This is a genomic window from Niallia sp. Kr1 (assembly GCF_050389805.1).
Lineage (GTDB): Bacteria > Bacillota > Bacilli > Bacillales > Cytobacillaceae > Bacillus_BD.
The window spans coordinates 4,116,829-4,133,972 of sequence record NZ_CP130945.1; the positions used below are offsets into that span (position 1 = coordinate 4,116,829).

At 36.2% G+C, this 17,144-nt stretch carries 16 protein-coding genes; 8 read left to right on the top strand and 8 right to left on the bottom strand.

The window, feature by feature from the left end; all coding sequences use genetic code 11:
• Nucleotides 1-10: 10 nt before the first annotated feature.
• The 3 genes from Q5760_RS20190 to Q5760_RS20200 all read right to left on the bottom strand — a co-directional run bounded on the left by Q5760_RS20190 (nt 11) and on the right by Q5760_RS20200 (nt 2,610).
• On the bottom strand, nt 11-877 hold the full coding sequence (locus Q5760_RS20190; RefSeq protein ID WP_428909398.1) for a Cof-type HAD-IIB family hydrolase: 867 nt from the start codon (nt 875-877) through the stop codon (nt 11-13).
• Between the two features lie 142 nt (nt 878-1,019).
• Complete coding sequence (locus Q5760_RS20195) at nt 1,020-1,364, bottom strand: YlbF family regulator (RefSeq protein WP_428909399.1); 345 nt, start codon at nt 1,362-1,364, stop codon at nt 1,020-1,022.
• A gap of 112 nt (nt 1,365-1,476) precedes the next feature.
• The gene (locus tag Q5760_RS20200) at nt 1,477-2,610 is read right to left on the bottom strand and encodes a DUF445 domain-containing protein (protein ID WP_428909400.1); all 1,134 of its coding nucleotides are present in this window, start codon (nt 2,608-2,610) and stop codon (nt 1,477-1,479) included.
• 228 nt (nt 2,611-2,838) lie between these two features.
• Between Q5760_RS20200 and Q5760_RS20205 the strand changes: the two genes are divergently transcribed.
• Complete coding sequence (locus Q5760_RS20205) at nt 2,839-3,009, top strand: hypothetical protein (RefSeq protein ID WP_428909401.1); 171 nt, start codon at nt 2,839-2,841, stop codon at nt 3,007-3,009.
• Nucleotides 3,010-3,315: 306 nt separating this feature from the next.
• Nucleotides 3,316-3,516, top strand: a complete 201-nt coding sequence (locus Q5760_RS20210) for a small, acid-soluble spore protein, alpha/beta type (protein ID WP_428909402.1) — start codon at nt 3,316-3,318, stop codon at nt 3,514-3,516.
• 69 nt (nt 3,517-3,585) lie between these two features.
• Here the strand turns inward: Q5760_RS20210 and Q5760_RS20215 are convergent, their stop codons facing one another.
• The 3 genes from Q5760_RS20215 to Q5760_RS20225 are packed head-to-tail and all read right to left on the bottom strand — an operon-like array spanning nt 3,586 to nt 5,979.
• A complete protein-coding gene (locus tag Q5760_RS20215) occupies nt 3,586-3,726 on the bottom strand; it encodes a FeoB-associated Cys-rich membrane protein (protein WP_428909403.1) in 141 nt (46 codons plus the stop codon).
• 16 nt (nt 3,727-3,742) lie between these two features.
• Nucleotides 3,743-5,749 carry a ferrous iron transport protein B gene (gene feoB, locus Q5760_RS20220; RefSeq protein ID WP_428909404.1) on the bottom strand — a complete coding sequence of 669 codons (2,007 nt, stop codon included), beginning with the start codon at nt 5,747-5,749 and terminating at the stop codon, nt 3,743-3,745.
• Nucleotides 5,749-5,979 carry a FeoA family protein gene (locus tag Q5760_RS20225; RefSeq protein ID WP_428912647.1) on the bottom strand — a complete coding sequence of 77 codons (231 nt, stop codon included), beginning with the start codon at nt 5,977-5,979 and terminating at the stop codon, nt 5,749-5,751. Before Q5760_RS20225 ends, feoB begins: the two co-directional genes overlap by 1 nt.
• Nucleotides 5,980-6,154: 175 nt before the next feature.
• Between Q5760_RS20225 and Q5760_RS20230 the strand changes: the two genes are divergently transcribed.
• Nucleotides 6,155-6,727, top strand: coding sequence for a GNAT family N-acetyltransferase (locus tag Q5760_RS20230; protein ID WP_428909405.1), 573 nt, complete (start codon nt 6,155-6,157; stop codon nt 6,725-6,727).
• Nucleotides 6,728-6,803: 76 nt separating this feature from the next.
• Here Q5760_RS20230 and Q5760_RS20235 read toward each other — a convergent pair whose 3' ends face one another.
• The gene (locus tag Q5760_RS20235) at nt 6,804-7,838 is read right to left on the bottom strand and encodes an ATP-binding protein (protein WP_428912648.1); all 1,035 of its coding nucleotides are present in this window, start codon (nt 7,836-7,838) and stop codon (nt 6,804-6,806) included.
• Between the two features lie 467 nt (nt 7,839-8,305).
• Here Q5760_RS20235 and Q5760_RS20240 point away from each other — a divergent pair, with 467 nt between their 5' ends.
• From Q5760_RS20240 to cydC, 5 genes are all read left to right on the top strand, one after another.
• Nucleotides 8,306-9,691 carry a hemolysin family protein gene (locus Q5760_RS20240; protein ID WP_428909406.1) on the top strand — a complete coding sequence of 462 codons (1,386 nt, stop codon included), beginning with the start codon at nt 8,306-8,308 and terminating at the stop codon, nt 9,689-9,691.
• 327 nt (nt 9,692-10,018) lie between these two features.
• A complete protein-coding gene (locus tag Q5760_RS20245) occupies nt 10,019-11,422 on the top strand; it encodes a cytochrome ubiquinol oxidase subunit I (protein WP_428909407.1) in 1,404 nt (467 codons plus the stop codon).
• Nucleotides 11,409-12,422 (top strand): cytochrome d ubiquinol oxidase subunit II, encoded by a 1,014-nt coding sequence (gene cydB / locus Q5760_RS20250; protein WP_428909408.1) that lies wholly within the window; start codon nt 11,409-11,411, stop codon nt 12,420-12,422. The genes Q5760_RS20245 and cydB overlap by 14 nt, the downstream gene beginning before the upstream one ends.
• 2 nt (nt 12,423-12,424) lie before the next feature.
• Nucleotides 12,425-14,152 (top strand): thiol reductant ABC exporter subunit CydD, encoded by a 1,728-nt coding sequence (gene cydD / locus Q5760_RS20255; RefSeq protein WP_428909409.1) that lies wholly within the window; start codon nt 12,425-12,427, stop codon nt 14,150-14,152.
• Nucleotides 14,149-15,879 (top strand): thiol reductant ABC exporter subunit CydC, encoded by a 1,731-nt coding sequence (cydC, locus tag Q5760_RS20260; protein ID WP_428909410.1) that lies wholly within the window; start codon nt 14,149-14,151, stop codon nt 15,877-15,879. Before cydD ends, cydC begins: the two co-directional genes overlap by 4 nt.
• Before the next feature lie 64 nt (nt 15,880-15,943).
• On the opposite strand, the gene Q5760_RS20265 is transcribed toward cydC, so the two are convergent.
• Nucleotides 15,944-16,963, bottom strand: coding sequence for an AI-2E family transporter (locus tag Q5760_RS20265; protein ID WP_428909411.1), 1,020 nt, complete (start codon nt 16,961-16,963; stop codon nt 15,944-15,946).
• Between the last annotated feature and the right edge of the window lie 181 nt (nt 16,964-17,144).

Consider the following 17,144-nt stretch of genomic DNA (forward strand, 5'->3'; position numbering starts at 1 on the left):
GGAAGGAAAGCTATTTAATAATATTTAACTTTTGTAAGAACTCGATTTGTGGCTGTTTACGGAAATGTTCTTTTACTACATATGCAACACCATGCAGATTTTGTGAACGTGTAATCCAATCTGCTGCTCGTTTTACCTCAAACGGAGCATTTCCCATTGCCACCCCAAGCCCACAAGCCTGAATCATTTCAATATCATCCATTTCATCACCAATACAAACAATTTGATTTCTTTTAATTCCAAGTCTTTCCGCTAAATAAAGTAGACCTGTTAATTTTGAAACACCTGTTGGTACAATATCCAATCTCAAGTCATTTAGAGCTATGCATTCTACCTCATGATACATTTTGCCAATTGCCTCTTGGACATCTTTTAAGTCCTCTTTGTATTCAAAGTACACTTCAATGCTTAACGGATGTGCAGGTTCATCTGCAATCGTATCCCCAATCGAATCAACAAATTGCTGGGAGTAAACAATGGGGTCCCCTGTTGTAAATACCGTTTTTGACAATAATTTATGGTTTAATTTATATTTATTGGCAAGTGAAAATTGTTCATGAACCAATCGAATTTGACATGGAAATCCTTCCAGTAATCGAACTAAGTCATATGTGATGTGCTCTTTTATCCTACTTGAATGTGTAGGTCTACCGATTTCATTCGCAATATAAGCGCCTCTATGAGTAATTAATTTTGTATCTATTTTTAAGGCTTTTGCCAATTTTTTGGCAGATGGAAACGATCTCGATGTTACAAGTGTGACATAGATTCCCTTTTGTTGCACATAATCAATTGCTTCTTTTGTTGATTTATGAAGTTTCCCATTGGATTGTAAAAGTGTTCCATCAATATTTATCGCAAGCATTCGATAAATCATATCTCTCGTGCCCCCAATCTAGATGTAAATCATTGCTACTATTAAGACTATGGAAAAAAGGGCTAGATTAGAACTTTACCAAAGCAAAGCATTCATGAATAGACCAAAAAAAGAAGACCTCAACAGAGATCTTCTTTTTATATTATTGAACGGAACTATATAAGTCCTCGAGTGGTTTTAAAACAATTTGATTGATTTGAAGGATAACATTGTTTAATTTTTCTTCTGCTTGCATTAATTTCGAAATTAACTCGTTCTGTTGAACGTCAGAAACGATAATTTGTGCAGCTCCGATTTCTTCTTGGGTAATTTCCTGACCCGCCATTTGTTTTTGTTGCATGTCTAACTGCATATTTCTAAACCTTTCAAAAAGGCCTTTCGTAGCGTCGTCTGCTTGAACCTCGCTATATAACTTTTTTAAATCTTGAAATTCCGTAGTGTTTTGAATGGCATTCCCTAATGCTACAGCACTTTCATTAACAGTCATTTTTTCACTCCTTTAAATTTTGACAGTCCACTAACTATAACAAACAATGGAACACTTTTCCACCATTCGGTAATTTCCTGGCTCTTTTAACGTTCAATGTAAAAAGCCGGAACTAAAATAAAATGGCAATGATTCCTTGAAAAATCCCAATGAGACCACCTAATAATACCCCTAAAACTGTAATCATACGCAATTCACTGCTGATGATCGAAAGTAGCATTTGTTCAAGCCTTTCAATCGGAAACATTTCAACATGCTCTTTTACAATTTCAGCTAGCTTCAATTTTTCCATAATCGTTTCAACTTTTTCCGATAACGCTTCACATATCTTTGCTACCACTTTTGGAACCATCTCTAGAACAGGTCCCTCAACCGTTCTAGTATATTGTTGAAGTGGTGTATTCATGACCTTTTCAAGTCTGATGATTTTGTGAATGTACTTTTTGAGTCCTTCGATGATTTTTTGTTTTTCAAGTTTTTCTTCGAGCATTTCCCCTTTGTATTCAAGAATTTTTTCCCATTCAGCTTTTAGGAAATTTGTAATCAGTTCGTCTGTCCCTTTATTTTTTAAAAACTTAATGATTTCAGGTTGAATTTTTTCGGCAAGATTTACATTCCCAAGTAACATTTGCAACATATTTTTAAGCATGCCGCCTCTGTTTTGAATAAAATCCTCCACGAGTTTTTCAATTCGATTTTTCCCTTCTTCACTTGAAAAATAATCGATGCCTTTTTGTAAAATAAAGGCACTAATAAATGGAAGTTTTTCCTCGACCTTTTCTTTCATAGAGGCTGGTAGCATATCTCTAATGCTTTGATCGCGATACTCCTCCATCCATTGATCGTATTTATTTTCAATAAAATAATCGATTTTTGCTTGTAATTGTTCTTGACTATCAAATTTCCCCCAGCTTTTCATTAAATCATTAATCGTTTTTTCTGAGTTGAATGCTTTCGTTAATTCACCTTGTAAATAGGTTGTGATATCCCTTTGAAATTCTTTCCCCAACAGTTTCTTTTTAAAACTTTCAGGGGTCAATAAGTAGTTAACCACTAATCTTCCTAATTGAATCGCCAAGTCCTGACGGCGCCTTGGAATGAGCCCAGGCGTAAAAGGAAGTCGCCATTTCCGAATATAAATGGGTTGATAAGGGCGAAATAACATCTTAATGGCTAAATGATTTGTCACACCACCAATAATTGCACCAACAGCCACCATAAATAAAATTGTTAAAAATGCTTCCATATATTGTAATCAGCCTTCCATTCATTTTATTAAAAACTTGCTGTGTTTGTATTGGGCCAAAACCTTAAAAAAGGGTGTATGACCTTATCATTTAAATTAACACCTTTTTATTATAGTGATTATCGGACCGTACTGGCAAATATATACATGAAATTTAAACGAATTGTATTTCTTTGCTTACTATGACGAAGACTATAGAAAGAAAGACATGATAAGGAGGTTTAAAAAATGAAAAAAGAAACAAAGGATTTACAATATGAAGGTAAGGACGAAGTCTATTTAGATATTGATCGGATAATAAATGAGGGTTTGTCTGGGGGGTCGGTCCATTCCCGAGGTGAACAAACAAATATCGAGGAGGCGCGTGATCTCGAGCAAGAAACACCTCCAAATGAATAGCCACTCTTACTAAGAGGTATCTACCATTCATTAAAGGATGTGTAGGTACCTTTAATTCTGTTATTACCCACTAAAAACTTAGGAAATAATTACCTGTAAAAATCCGCGAATAGGATTTTAGATTTTAAACATAATAATGACTACAAAGCAACAAACAGCAACACACACCAGCAACACAAAGAAAGCCATTAACTTAAATCCACCGAATTTGGACTATGCATGGTTGCATGGATTAAATCATCCAATTTGGTTCAATCCCAAAAATAGTCCACCAAATCTAAAAAATATGAAGGAGAGTGTTTCAACATGGCTAACAACAATTCTTCAAATCAATTACTAGTACCTGGAGTAGAACAAGCTTTAGAGCAAATGAAGTATGAAATTGCGAATGAGTTTGGTGTAAACCTAGGAGCAGAAACAACATCTCGTGCTAACGGATCTGTTGGTGGAGAAATTACAAAACGCCTAGTTCAAATGGCTGAACAATCTCTTGGCGGTATTCGATAAGTAAGATTCTTTTATTAGACAATTTCATAAATATGGCTTGAGCCCTCCATAATAGGAGGGCTCTTTATATTAATCGGGACACCTACTTGAACATGAATCGTTTTTAGAACAGCCTGCACATTTACCTTGTTTTGACTTTTTAATATGACGCAACAGGGTCCAACCTGCATAACCAAAAATAGCCGTACCAATTATAATATTTGCAACCATTCCATTTCACCTCTTTTTATCCTAGACCTAATAAACGACCACCTTGATAAATAACCAAGCATAAGAGATACGCTAATAGGAGCGCATATCCCATTGCAAAAGCCGTCCATTTTTTTGATCCTGTTTCTTTATAAATCGTAGCCGTTGTCGCTAGGCAAGGTATATATAGTAAAATAAAGACCATAAAACTATAAGCTGCTAATGGAGTAAATTGTGTCGTTAAGAACCCCTGTAAGGAAGCCTCGTCAGGTGTAAAGTAAATGATATTCATCGTTGAAATAATCGATTCTTTTGCTAAAAACCCTGTTATTAATGAAGATGCCGCTTGCCATGTACCAAAACCAATCGGAGCAAAAAGTGGGGCAAATAGACCACCAATATAAGCCAAAAAGCTATGGTTCATGTCTACCTGTAAACCACTTGGTCCCATATAAGCTAACAGCCAAATCAAAACAGAACCCGCTAAAATAAATGTACCTGCTTTGCGGATAAATCCTTTCCCTTTTTCCCATGTACTTTTCCACAATGTTTTTCCTTGTGGAATTCGATATGGAGGTAGTTCAATCACAAATAAAGAACTTTCTCCTTTTAACATCGTTTTAGAAAATACCTTGGCTAAAATTAAAGCCATGACTACACCTAGTACATAAAGAGATAGAACAATGAATGCTTTGTTGTTTTGAAAAAAGGCCCCAACGAATAAGGCATATAATGGAAGCCTTGCCGAACAAGACATTAAAGGGGTCAAAAGCGTCGTTAATAACCGTTCTTTCGGTGTTTCAATGGTTCGTGCTGCCATGATTCCAGGAACATTACAGCCAAATCCAATAATCATTGGAATAAACGCCTTTCCGTTTAAACCAACACTATCCATCACCTTGTCCATGACAAGCGCAACCCTTGCCATATATCCTGAATCCTCAAGGAGTGAAATAAAAAAGAAAAGAATAAAAATCTGGGGAACGAATACTAAAACTCCCCCGACACCCGCGACAATTCCGTTAATAATTAAATCATGTATAAAAGTAGAGACCCCTAAGAGGGAAAGTATCCATTCCATTCCAGTTGTAAGTGGTCCAGCAAAAAATCCATTTAGTAAGTCGGAAAGCGGAAATCCAAGCCAATCAAACGTTAGCATGAACATGAGATACATAAAGAATAAGAAAATCGGAATTCCTAATATTCGATTGGTTACAATCCGATCTATTTTTTCTGTTAACGGGACTCTTCCATGATCGATTTTTTCTGTTGTTTGAAGTAGTATCGTCTCAATAAATTCTTGGCGTTTTTGATAAATATATTGTTGGCTTGTTTGTACGTGATCGTGCTCAACTATTCTTTTCTCAGCCTGATTCAAGAGGGCTGTTGTGTTGTTCTCGCCCAACAAGTCTGAAAGGTAATCCTTTACATATTGATTTCCTTCAAGTAATTGCAACGTCAACCATCTTATGGAAAGATGCGTTTTATCTTGAAGCATGGTTCGAAACTGCCCCATCACTTCTTCGATGATGTTTCCGTAATCGATCAGGTCGTCTCTTGTGTTTGAGACTTTTTTACTTGTAATGCTGTTTGCTAACCCGTCACAACCTTTTCCTGATCTAGCAATAACCGGATTGATTTTCACACAGAGTAACTCAGAAAGCTTCTCAATATCGATTTCAATTCCTCTTTTTTTGGCAACATCGATCATATTTAAACCGATTACAACCGGTTTGCCGAATTCAAGGATTTGGATCGTTAAATGTAAGTTTCTTTTTAATTGAGAGGCATCCAAAATATTTAATAGCTTGTCCACCTTTTCATGTAAAAAGAAGGAAGTAACAACCCCTTCGTCCTTTGATAAAGGACTTAATGTATAAATACCTGGTAAATCAATTAATCGATCTTTTTTATTTTTAAAAAGACCGACCTTTTTTTCAACGGTAACACCGCTCCAATTTCCAACATATTCATAGGAACCTGTTAAATGATTAAAAAGAGAGGTTTTACCAGTATTCGGATTTCCAAGGAGTGTAATATCCATTATAATCTCTCCACTTCTATTTGAAGAGCTTCTCGCTTGCGAATGCCGATACATTGACCATAGGATTCAAGCATCATCGGTCCGCCAAAAGGCATGATTCCTTTTATGCAAACCTCACTGCCTTCTGATATACCTAAATCAAGCAATCGTCTTTTCACAAGTCGGTCTAATCGAGATAAATCTTTGATTTTTCCTTTTTCCCCCATTTTTAATGACCCTAGCATTCTCATCACCCAATACCATTTTACCACCATTTAATTGAGAACGATTATCTTTTTTATAACAATTTTCTGTCTTTTATCATATAATTCAGAATAAGCGTATTACCTAAATTTTTAACCATTTTGAGTTATTTTCTGTTATCGTTAGAAAAAAGCATATTATTATTGAAAGGGCTTGGGAGAATTGTTGACCATTAACGTTGATGAGGAATTACAATTACATTTGCTCCAAATGCAAGATGGCGGAACTCTTTTTCAATTAGTACAGGACAATCGAGAGCATTTTCGCAGATGGCTTCCTTGGGTGGATAGCATCGTATCACCCGTACAATACCAAAGCATTATCTCTAGTTGGTTGAGACAATATTATGATAATAATGGATTTCACTTAGGAATTCGATATCGTCATCATTTAATTGGTGTCATTGGATTGCACTCGATTGATTGGTTTAATAAACAAACCAGTATCGGCTATTATTTAGGTAAGGGATTTGAAGGAAAAGGCATCATGACAAGGTCGTTAAAGGTATTGCTTGATTACTTATTTCGCTATCTCCATCTGCATCGGGTTGAAATCCGTTGTGGAATAAACAATCATAAAAGTCGTGCGATTCCAAGCCGCTTAGGATTTAAAGAAGAAGGGATCATCCGGGATGGTGAATTCCTTTATGACCATTATCATGATTTAGTCGTATATGGAATGTTATCAAATGATTGGAAAGAAAATAAAAACATACAAAGCACCTTCCAATATTAGTTGAAGGTGCTTTTCATATATGTAAAATTTTCTTTGATAGTGGATTTTCGAACTCGAAATCTTCCCATTTTCCGATTCATATAAGCGGAAGGTGGATATGAAAAGTCGTTCCATTTGAACTAGATTCTACTGATATTTTTCCGTTATGCTCTGAAATGATTTTTTGGCTAACCATCAAACCAAGACCATTTCCATTCTCTTTTGTAGAGAAAAAAGGGTTTCCTAACTTTTCTAAATGTTCCTCTGGGATTCCACGACCTTCATCCCTTATGGCCATTTGTACATCATTTTCACAACTTGATAAGGTAATCGTTATGAATCCCATTCGATCCATAGCCTCAATCCCATTTTTAATCATATTTATTAAGACTTGTTTGATTTTATTGCGATCACATAACACCATGTATGGTTGGTCGTCTGCTATCATGTGGAACTGAATCCCTTTTTGCATGGCTTCTGCCTCCATCAGGAGAACAACTTCATTAACAAGTACAACTAAATCATTAATTTGTACATCATGTTCTTGCGGCTTGGCCAACACCAATAGTTCATGTGAAATGCCTTCTAATCTTTGAATTTCATGTTCTACAATCTCTAAATATTTTTTATTTACGACAGTATCCGCCTTCATTAATTGAATAAATCCCTTAATACTTGTTAAAGGATTTTTGATCTCATGTGCAACCCCCGCAGCCAACTGGCCTGCTATTTTTAATTTTTCATTATTAATTAACTCATGGTCCTCTATACTTTTATTAGCGACTGGTTGAATGATGAGAATAACTTCTTGAAGACTTCTGGAACCCTCATATACAACGGCAAAGGTTACATCACACCATATCGCATGACCTGCTTTCGTCAATAACCGTAATGATGATGAACATACTTCTTCAACATTAGAAGAAAAAAGTTCAGTTAAATTTACAAATTCTTTTTCGTGAATGAGATTTTCTATATGGGTTCCGATTAGTTCTTCTGGCTCGTAATCAATGATCGCTTTTGCATTTTTAGTGGAGAAAATAATAAAACCATCTATAGAAAGTTTCAGAATCAAACGATTTTCTGTTCTAGTATTCTTTTGACTATTACGTTCTAATTCTCCTTTGTTCATTAATCCCACCAACACCCCTCCTCGTCCATACTTTCTTTAAATTTACAGAATTTTCTAAATAAAAGCAACTGTATTTTTACTATTTCTACTTTTAATACACTATAATTATATGATACTTTGATAAATACTTGTAAGATTTTAACAAAACTAACACATATTTTTTTAAAATTTTTCATATGATGCCTTAAAGTGTAACGAACTTCCCTTCATTGGTGGGTTTCCACTGATCATTCGTTCATATTTCGGAACGTTACGGACACTCGAAACCTTACTTACTGCTTTCCTTTGTATACTCAGAATCTTGAGATATGGTCTTTAAACCCATTAAGAGTGGGATAAAATTCTAATGCGTCCTTGACAATTGACTGTATAGTTTGTTCTACCTTATAATAAATAGTAAAAGCTTATACATTTTTCAATTTATCAGGAGGTGACTCCTTTCCTGTTTTCAGGATAAGGAAATCTATTTGGACATATTAAACTTGGTTATTATAGCCATTTTAATCGCTTTGACGGCATTCTTTGTAACTTCTGAATTTGCTATTGTTAAGGTAAGAACGTCAAGAATTGACCAGTTAATCGAGGAAGGCAATAAAAATGCGGTAGCAGCCAAAAGAGTGATTTCAAATTTAGATGAATACCTATCTGCTTGTCAGTTAGGGATTACCATCACGGCTCTCGGAATTGGTGCGCTAGGGGAACCAACATTTGAGCACATCTTGCTTCCAATTCTATCATTCTTTCATCTTCCAAGTTCATTAACTACAATTCTATCCGTTGCCATTGCATTTGCGATTATGACCTTTTTACATGTGGTCGTCGGGGAGCTTGCCCCTAAAACAGTTGCGATTCAAAAAGCAGAGATGATGACATTACTTCTGTCACGTCCATTAATCGCCTTTTACAAAATGATGTATCCATTTATTTGGTTATTAAATGGCTCTGCACGAATGATTACTGGTTTTTTTGGGCTAAAACGAATTTCCGAACATGATGTAGCACATTCAGAAGAAGAACTGAGAATGATCCTATCGGACAGCTATAAGAATGGCGAAATCAACCAATCTGAGTTTAAGTATGTTAATAAAATTTTCGAATTTGATGATCGAATTGCAAAAGAGATTATGGTTCCACGAACCGAAATTGTGTCTTTATCAAAAGACCAGACACTAGAAGAGTTTCTCTCGATCGTACACGTTGAAAAGTTTACACGTTATCCAGTAATTGATGGTGATAAAGACCATATTATTGGGTTAATTAATTTAAAAGAAGTTTTAACCGACTTATTAAATATTCAAGATTTACAATCAAAAACATTACAGCCCTATATACGACCGATCATTAAAGTAATTGAAAGCGCACCTATCCAAGATTTGTTAGCTAAAATGCAAAAACAGCGTATTCATATGGCGATTCTCATGGATGAATATGGTGGAACTTCAGGTTTAGTGACAGCGGAAGATATTATTGAAGAAATCGTTGGAGAAATTCGTGATGAATTCGATACAGATGAAATTCCAGAAATTCGAAAACTTGAAGATGAGCACTTTATTATTGATTCAAAAGTACTTGTCAGTGAAGTAAACGAACTACTTGGCTTAGATATTAATGATGAGGATATTGATACGATTGGTGGTTGGATTTTAACAGAAAACTATGAGGCAAAACAAGGTGACACAATTAACTTTGGAAACTATGCCTTTACGATCATCGATATGGAAGAACATCATATTAAATATATAGAAGTAACAAAGTGTACGAATGAAGAAGAAATTGAACATGTAACCATTCCATTAAATGAAGATGCCAACCTTTCGTCCCATACTCCACTAGCTGGGTCAAAAGTATTTTAATCTAAAAGGCTTATATATTATTACAGCTCAAAAAACTATATAAGAATAACAAAAACTCCTCTAACTATGACCGTTAGAGGAGTTTTTTTCTGTAGAAAATGGTTTTCCCTACACTCATTCCGCCGAACAAAATGCTCATTTGGGCTGGTAAGACAAGTTTTAGTTATTAATTCAGGATATTATTTTTGCTTTGTCAACAATCATAATCACTTTTACCACGAATTACTAATTTTGTTAAAATATATTAACAAAATGTTCACAAAGTCACATGACCTTTTTGCTATAGTAAATGTAGGAAATAAAATATTAGATTGGGGGTCAAAAGTAATGGAAAGTCTTATGTTAGCTAGGATACAATTTGCATCTACAACGATTTTTCACTTTATATTTGTGCCATTATCCATCGGTTTAGCTTTTATTATCGCAATAATGCAAACATTGTATCTAGTCAAGAAAAAAGAAGTTTACAAAAAAATGTCCATATTTTGGGGAAAATTCTTCCTTATCAACTTCGCTGTAGGGGTTGTAACCGGTATCATTCAAGAATTCCAATTTGGGATGAACTGGTCAAGCTACTCTCGATTTATGGGGGACGTGTTTGGTGCGCCACTAGCGATAGAAGCACTGCTTGCCTTCTTTATTGAATCAACCTTCATTGGACTTTGGATTTTTGGATGGGATAAACTACCTAAGAAACTACACTTAGCCTGTATATGGCTTGTTTCCATCGCAACAATGTTATCAGCATTTTGGATCTTGGCAGCCAACTCATTTATGCAAAACCCAGTGGGTTATGTGCTTCAAAATGGACGTGCTGAAACGAACGATTTCTTAGCAGTTATTACGAATCCTAAATTATTGGTTGCGTTCCCACACGTTATTTTTGGAGCATTGGCAACAGGCGCCTTCTTTGTTGTTGGAATAAGCGCATGGAATTATTTAAAGAAACGGGACTTGGATTTTTATAAGCGCTCGATGACGATCGGTTTAATTGTTGGAATAGTATCAAGTCTTGGAATTGCATTTTCAGGTCACTCACAATCTACTTATCTAATGGGTGCTCAACCAATGAAAATGGCCGCAGCCGAAGGATTGTATGAAGATAGTGGTGATCCAGCAGCATGGACGGTAATCGCAAATATTGACACTGAAAATAAAGATACGTCAATGAGATTGGAAATTCCTTATGCCCTAAGCTTTTTAGCATACGGGGAATTCAAAGGTAAAGTAGACGGGATGAATACACTGCAGGCAGAGTACGAAGAGTTATATGGAGAAGGAAACTATATTCCACCAGTAAAAACCACATTTTGGAGTTTTAGATTCATGGCAGGAATTGGCGGAGTTCTCATCCTATTAAGTATTTTAGCGCTTTATTGGAATAGTCGCGGAACGTTAGTCAATAAAGGCAAATTCTTAAAAATCTTATTTGCTTCGATCTTTTTACCATTTATTGCAAATACAGCTGGATGGATTATGTCAGAAATTGGTCGTCAACCATGGATTGTTAATGGATTGATGAAAACGGCAGATGGTGTTTCACCTACCGTGTCAGCAGGTTCAGTCCTATTTTCATTAGTCGCCTTCTCACTCATTTACACACTATTAGCAGCTGCAATGGTTAAATTATTTGTAAAAGTGGCAAAAGAAGGTCCTTATGAAAAGCAAAAAGAAGACTCAAGTTCCACTGATCCATTTAGTACTGGGGGGTTAGAACATGCAACTGAGTGAGTTATGGTTTATTCTTGTCGCTGTCCTCTTCGTGGGGTTCCTCTTTTTAGAAGGATTTGATTTTGGAGTAGGGATGAGCACGAAGTTCCTAGCTCAAAATGATCTGGAAAAACGTGTGTTAATTAATTCTATTGGACCATTCTGGGATGCCAATGAGGTTTGGTTAATTACAGCTGGCGGTGCCATGTTTGCGGCATTTCCACACTGGTACGCAACCCTTTTTAGCGGATATTATTTGCCGTTTGTCGTACTATTACTTGCCTTGATCGCCCGCGGCGTAGCCTTTGAGTTTAGAGGAAAGCTAGAATCTTCAAAATGGAAAAAAACATGGGATATCGCCATTTTCTTTGGTAGTCTTCTCCCTCCATTTTTAGTTGGAGTTCTTTTCACTAGCTTAATTAAAGGAGTACCTATCGATGCTGAGATGAATATGAATGCAGGATTTTTCGATATTGTGAATCTTTATACAGTTGTCGGTGGAATTGCCGTTGTTTTATTAAGCTATATTCACGGATTGATGTTTATTCAACTGAAAACAGATGGGGAAATTCGTCAACGTGCGAATCAACAAGCCCAAAAAATCTACTTGTCACTTGGGGCTGTGCTTGTTTTGTTTATCGTACTAACAGGAGTTTATACAAACGCATTTGCGGATCGTGGAAATATCTTAATCCCCGTTTATGCGGCGGCAGTCATTCTTTACTTAACCCTATTCACGCTATTAAAGCATAAAAAAGAAGGACTAAGCTTTGCAGCAACTGGATTGATCATTATTCTTGTAACCGCATCATTCTTTATTGCCTTGTTCCCGAACGTCATGATTAGTTCAACGGACATTGCCAATAATATCACCGTTTATAATGCAGCTTCTGGAGATTATTCACTTAAATTAATGACGATTGTAGCCCTTACAATGGTTCCAATTGTACTTGCCTATACTATTTGGAGTTACTATGTTTTCCGTAAACGGGTAACCCCTAAGGAGCATTTAGAATATTAATGATGGATAAATATCTTTTCCACTATAAAGGAATTAAGCTACACTTTTTTCTAGTTGCAACCCTAACCGTTTTTCAAGGAATCGCCATGATCGTACAAGCTATTCTTTTAGCAAAAGCGATATCTTATATGTTTGATGGGACAGCGTCCATAGCTGTCCTTCCCTTTTTTCTTGGTTTTGCCTTTGTCTATATTTTCCGCCACTTTTTGCAATGGTTGAAAGAACGATTAAGCTTTCGCTTTGCAGAACATACATCTTCTCATATACAAGGACGACTCATTCACAAACTATTTGAGCTTGGTCCACGCGGGATTGGAAGTAAAGGATCTGGAAATATGATCACCTTAGCTTTGGAAGGAATCCCCAGCTTTCGCACGTATTTAGAATTATTTATTCCTAGAGCGATTTCTATGATGGTCATTCCCATTACCGTGCTTATCTATGTGTTTGTTTTTGATACGATTTCAGGTATTGTCCTCATGCTTACAATGCCCATCCTAATCGCTTTTCTCATCTTACTCGGAGTAGTTGCACAAAAATATGCAAATGCTCAATGGGGTTCATATCAATTATTATCACGACATTTTGTTGACTCCTTACGGGGGCTTTTAACATTAAAATATTTGGGTCGGAGTAAATCCCATCAAGATGCCATTAAATCCGTCAGTGAAAAATATCGGATAGCCACAAATAAATCCTTAAGACTTGCCTTCCTATCTTCTTTTTCATTAGATTTCTTTACTAGTTTGTCTGTTGCCGTTGTTGCAGTTGAGCTAGGAATTCGTCTGATTGATGGAGGAATAGGACTACAGGCGGCTTTAACGATTCTCATCTTGGCTCCTGAATATTTTCAGCCAATCCGTGATTTAGGAAATGATTATCATGCGACCATGGATGGAAAAGATGCCGGAAAGCAGATCAATCGTATTCTATCGAAGCCTACAGTCGCAAGCTTTATGATGAAAACAGATGTTCCGCAATGGAACGAACATAGCAAGCTTACGGTCCAGGGTTTAACGAAGCAAAGTGATAAGAAGGATCGGTTGATCTTACAGGAAATCAACTTTGAAGTAACAGGGTATCAAAAAATTGGGATTATCGGCGCTTCGGGTGCGGGTAAATCCACTTTAATTGATGTACTTTCAGGATTTTCAACCATGTCTAACGGTTCGATCACAGTGAATGAAACAAAGCTGGAATCCTTCACTAATCATAATTGGCAAAAGCAATTGACCTATATTCCACAGCATCCATATATATTTGCTGGTACCATTGCTGATAATCTCCGGTTATATGCTCCGGATGCATCAATGGAGGAAATGAAAGAAGCACTTTCTGTTACGGGGCTCTCTTCATTAATCGAGCAGTTGACAAACGGATTGGATGAGCGAATTGGTCAGGGAGGAAGAACATTAAGTGGTGGTGAAGAGCAACGAATTGCTTTGACAAGAGCTTTGCTTTTAAACAGACCAATTATGCTATTTGATGAGCCTACTGCCCATTTAGACATCGAAACAGAGCACGAGATTAAACGATTAATTCTCCCATTAATGGCTAATAAATTAGTCTTTTTTGCGACCCACCGCCTGCATTGGATGCGTGAGATGGACATTATTCTTGTGATTGAGCATGGCCAAGTGGTTGAAACAGGAACCCATCAGGAATTACTCCAACGAAAAGGTGCTTATTATCGGCTAATCGAGGCTCATAGAGGAGGGATAGCAGAATGAAGCTTTATCAACAATATATTTTTCCCTATCTAAAACAATATCAAAAGTCTATATGGCTTACAATTTTATTTGGCTTCTTGACGGTTGTAGGAGCTTCTATGCTAACCTTTACCTCTGGATACTTAATTTCACGAGCTGCCGAAAGACCTGAAAATATTTTAATGATTTATGTACCTGTTGTGCTTGTACGAACTTTTGGTATTTCGAGATCCGTCACACATTACTTTGAACGTTTGGCAGGTCATAATGCCGTGTTGAAAATTCTTTCGCAAATGAGAGTAAAATTATATTCCATCATCGAACCACAAGCCTTGTTTATCCGCTCTCGTTTCCAGACAGGCGATTTACTTGGAACACTGGCCGATGATATTGAGCATTTACAAGACGTCTATATCCGGACGATCTTCCCTACTTTGGTTGGACTTTGTCTATATGTTGCTGCCATTATTTCACTCTCCGTTTTTGATGTGTTCTTTGCACTATGGATTGCCCTTTGCTTAGGGGTTATTGTATTTCTTTACCCATTGATTTCCTTATTTCTTTTGAAAAAACGACAAATCCACCAAAAACAAACACGAGCCAAACTTTATCAAACATTAACGGATACAGTCTTTGGCTTGGGAGATTGGATCATTAGTGGACAGAAGGAACGGTTTATAACTCAATTTATTCAGGATAGTAAAGAAAATAATGACATCGATAAGAGCATTCGTTATTGGAATCAAACACGTGCCTTTCAACTGCAAATCATTACAGGGATTATTCTAATCTTCATGGGAATATGGTCGGGAAATGAAGCACAAGCAGGCGCCATTGCACCAACTTATATAGCAGCCTTTACCCTAGTTACCATTCCGATTGCTGAATCATTAATCCCGATTTCACACGCAATTGAACGGATTCCAACGTACTCCGAATCTTTGAAGCGAATTCAAGCTATTGAGAACTATGTTCCCGAACAAGAGCAACAACAGAAAAGTGAAGCGGTTGTTTCAAATTCAGCACAAATCGAATTCAAAGATGTGTACTATCGATATGAGCAGCAATCAAAAGATGCGCTGCAGAAAATTTCTATTTCAATCCCTCAAGGAAAGAGAATTGCCATCCTTGGAAAAAGCGGGGCTGGAAAATCAACATTGATTCAATTGCTATTAGGTGCCCTCTCTCCTACGATAGGGACAATTGATATAAGCGGATATGCACCAAAACAATACGGCGATGATATTTTTGAAATGGTGAGTGTGCTCAACCAAAAACCTTATTTATTTGCGACAAGTATTAAAAACAATATTCGTTTAGGTAATCAAACCGCTACAAATAAAGAAATCGAACAAGTGATAGAACAAGTTCAGCTTGATGAATATATTCATTCCCTTCCACGTGGAATCCATACACAAATGGAGGAAAGCGGTCAGCGTTTTTCCGGTGGAGAAAGACAAAGAATTGCACTTGCTCGGATTTTGTTAAAAAACACACCTGTCGTTATCTTAGATGAACCGACTGTTGGTCTGGATCCTCAAACAGAAAGACAATTAGTCGATACCATTTTAACAGCGTTAGAAGGAAAAACAATTATTTGGGTCACCCATCATTTGATTGGCATTGAAAAAATGGACCAAGTATTATTTTTTGATAATGGAAATATCACGATGAACGGTTCACATCAAGAACTTCTTCAAAACAACGAGCATTATCAACAGCTTTATGAGTTGGATAAAGGATTATAAAAAAAGAGGCTCATTCAATCGTGCTTAGCACTTTTGAATGGACCTTTTCTCGCTTTTTCCTGGTTCACTTGCGCTTTATTTTTTCATGCTTATTAGTCACTTCTAATACATCTAACAAGAAGACAAAAATTGGAATTCCAATGATTAATCCCCAAACACCGAAGAAATGCTCCCCGAAAATAAGGACAATAAAGGTATAAAAAATGGGCAAGTCTGTTTTTGAACTCATTAATTTTGGATTTAAAATATAAGCCTCAATCGCATGAATGACGGCAATTGTAATTAGAATATAGACGACTTGGATAAATCCGCCGATTGAATAAGCAATAATCGTTAATGGGAAAAGTGAAATAATCACTCCTGCCACTGGAATTAAGCCGAGGAAAAAGATCATAATTCCCAAACCTAATAATTGCGGAAAGTCCATAATCCATAGGGCAATTACCGATAAAATTGTATTAACAATCGCAATAATAAATTGAGCCTCAATTACTTTTCCAAAAGTTGCAACAAATTTGCCACCAAAGAAAGCTATCTCATGATAAAAAGCTGATAATTTACTTTCCTTAAATTGACTTGTAAAAGTAATAAGTCTCGGTTTTTCTAACAAGAAGAAAAGGCTTAGAATGATGGCTAAAAATAATTGAAGGGCAAACGAACTAAAATCCGAAAAATATTTCATGACAAAGGCAATGCCTTGTTCAATGTATTGAGAAATCTGATTTCCATCAATCAAACTCAGGATATAATTAATAGCAACATTGTCTTGCGGTTGTTGATAAAAGGTTGTAACTTGCTTAATCAGCTGTGTAATTTCGTTAATGATAACAGGTAAATATTTAACAATCCCTAAGACTAAAACTCCTACGATCACGGTATATAAAATAAGGACGATTACGTTACGATTTATGGGGACTATTTTTAAAACAAAAGTTGAAAGTCGATCCATAAGATAGGTAAAGATAAAAGTAAGGAGAATAAAATCAATCATACTTCTTAAGCCGTACAAAACAAGTGCAACGAGAAGAAAGATGAAGAATCGTCTAACCCCTTTATTTTCAAAGATTTTTGCAATTTCATTCATGATTGACTTACTCCTTTACTGTATTTCATGATATCAAATATGCACCATCGAAATTACAACCGGATATAATAGCTGCACTCGCTCAATAAAATCCACTTAAAAAGTAAGAGGCATCCTCCGATGGCATATATTCATTTTGCCGAGGTTTGACTACCCAACTGAAACAGAGATTCTATTTGCA

What these genes read in the sequence shown, in the direction of transcription:
- Q5760_RS20190 (WP_428909398.1), bottom strand. Translation starts at nt 877, where the DNA reads ATGATTTATCGAATGCTTGCGATAAATATTGATGGAACACTTTTACAA.
- Q5760_RS20195 (WP_428909399.1), bottom strand. Translation starts at nt 1,364, where the DNA reads ATGACTGTTAATGAAAGTGCTGTAGCATTAGGGAATGCCATTCAAAAC.
- Q5760_RS20200 (WP_428909400.1), bottom strand. Translation starts at nt 2,610, where the DNA reads ATGGAAGCATTTTTAACAATTTTATTTATGGTGGCTGTTGGTGCAATT.
- Q5760_RS20205 (WP_428909401.1), top strand. Translation starts at nt 2,839, where the DNA reads ATGAAAAAAGAAACAAAGGATTTACAATATGAAGGTAAGGACGAAGTC.
- Q5760_RS20210 (WP_428909402.1), top strand. Translation starts at nt 3,316, where the DNA reads ATGGCTAACAACAATTCTTCAAATCAATTACTAGTACCTGGAGTAGAA.
- Q5760_RS20215 (WP_428909403.1), bottom strand. Translation starts at nt 3,726, where the DNA reads ATGGTTGCAAATATTATAATTGGTACGGCTATTTTTGGTTATGCAGGT.
- feoB (WP_428909404.1), bottom strand. Translation starts at nt 5,749, where the DNA reads ATGGATATTACACTCCTTGGAAATCCGAATACTGGTAAAACCTCTCTT.
- Q5760_RS20225 (WP_428912647.1), bottom strand. Translation starts at nt 5,979, where the DNA reads ATGAGAATGCTAGGGTCATTAAAAATGGGGGAAAAAGGAAAAATCAAA.
- Q5760_RS20235 (WP_428912648.1), bottom strand. Translation starts at nt 7,838, where the DNA reads ATGAACAAAGGAGAATTAGAACGTAATAGTCAAAAGAATACTAGAACA.
- Q5760_RS20245 (WP_428909407.1), top strand. Translation starts at nt 10,019, where the DNA reads ATGGAAAGTCTTATGTTAGCTAGGATACAATTTGCATCTACAACGATT.
- cydB (WP_428909408.1), top strand. Translation starts at nt 11,409, where the DNA reads ATGCAACTGAGTGAGTTATGGTTTATTCTTGTCGCTGTCCTCTTCGTG.
- cydD (WP_428909409.1), top strand. Translation starts at nt 12,425, where the DNA reads ATGGATAAATATCTTTTCCACTATAAAGGAATTAAGCTACACTTTTTT.
- cydC (WP_428909410.1), top strand. Translation starts at nt 14,149, where the DNA reads ATGAAGCTTTATCAACAATATATTTTTCCCTATCTAAAACAATATCAA.
- Q5760_RS20265 (WP_428909411.1), bottom strand. Translation starts at nt 16,963, where the DNA reads ATGAATGAAATTGCAAAAATCTTTGAAAATAAAGGGGTTAGACGATTC.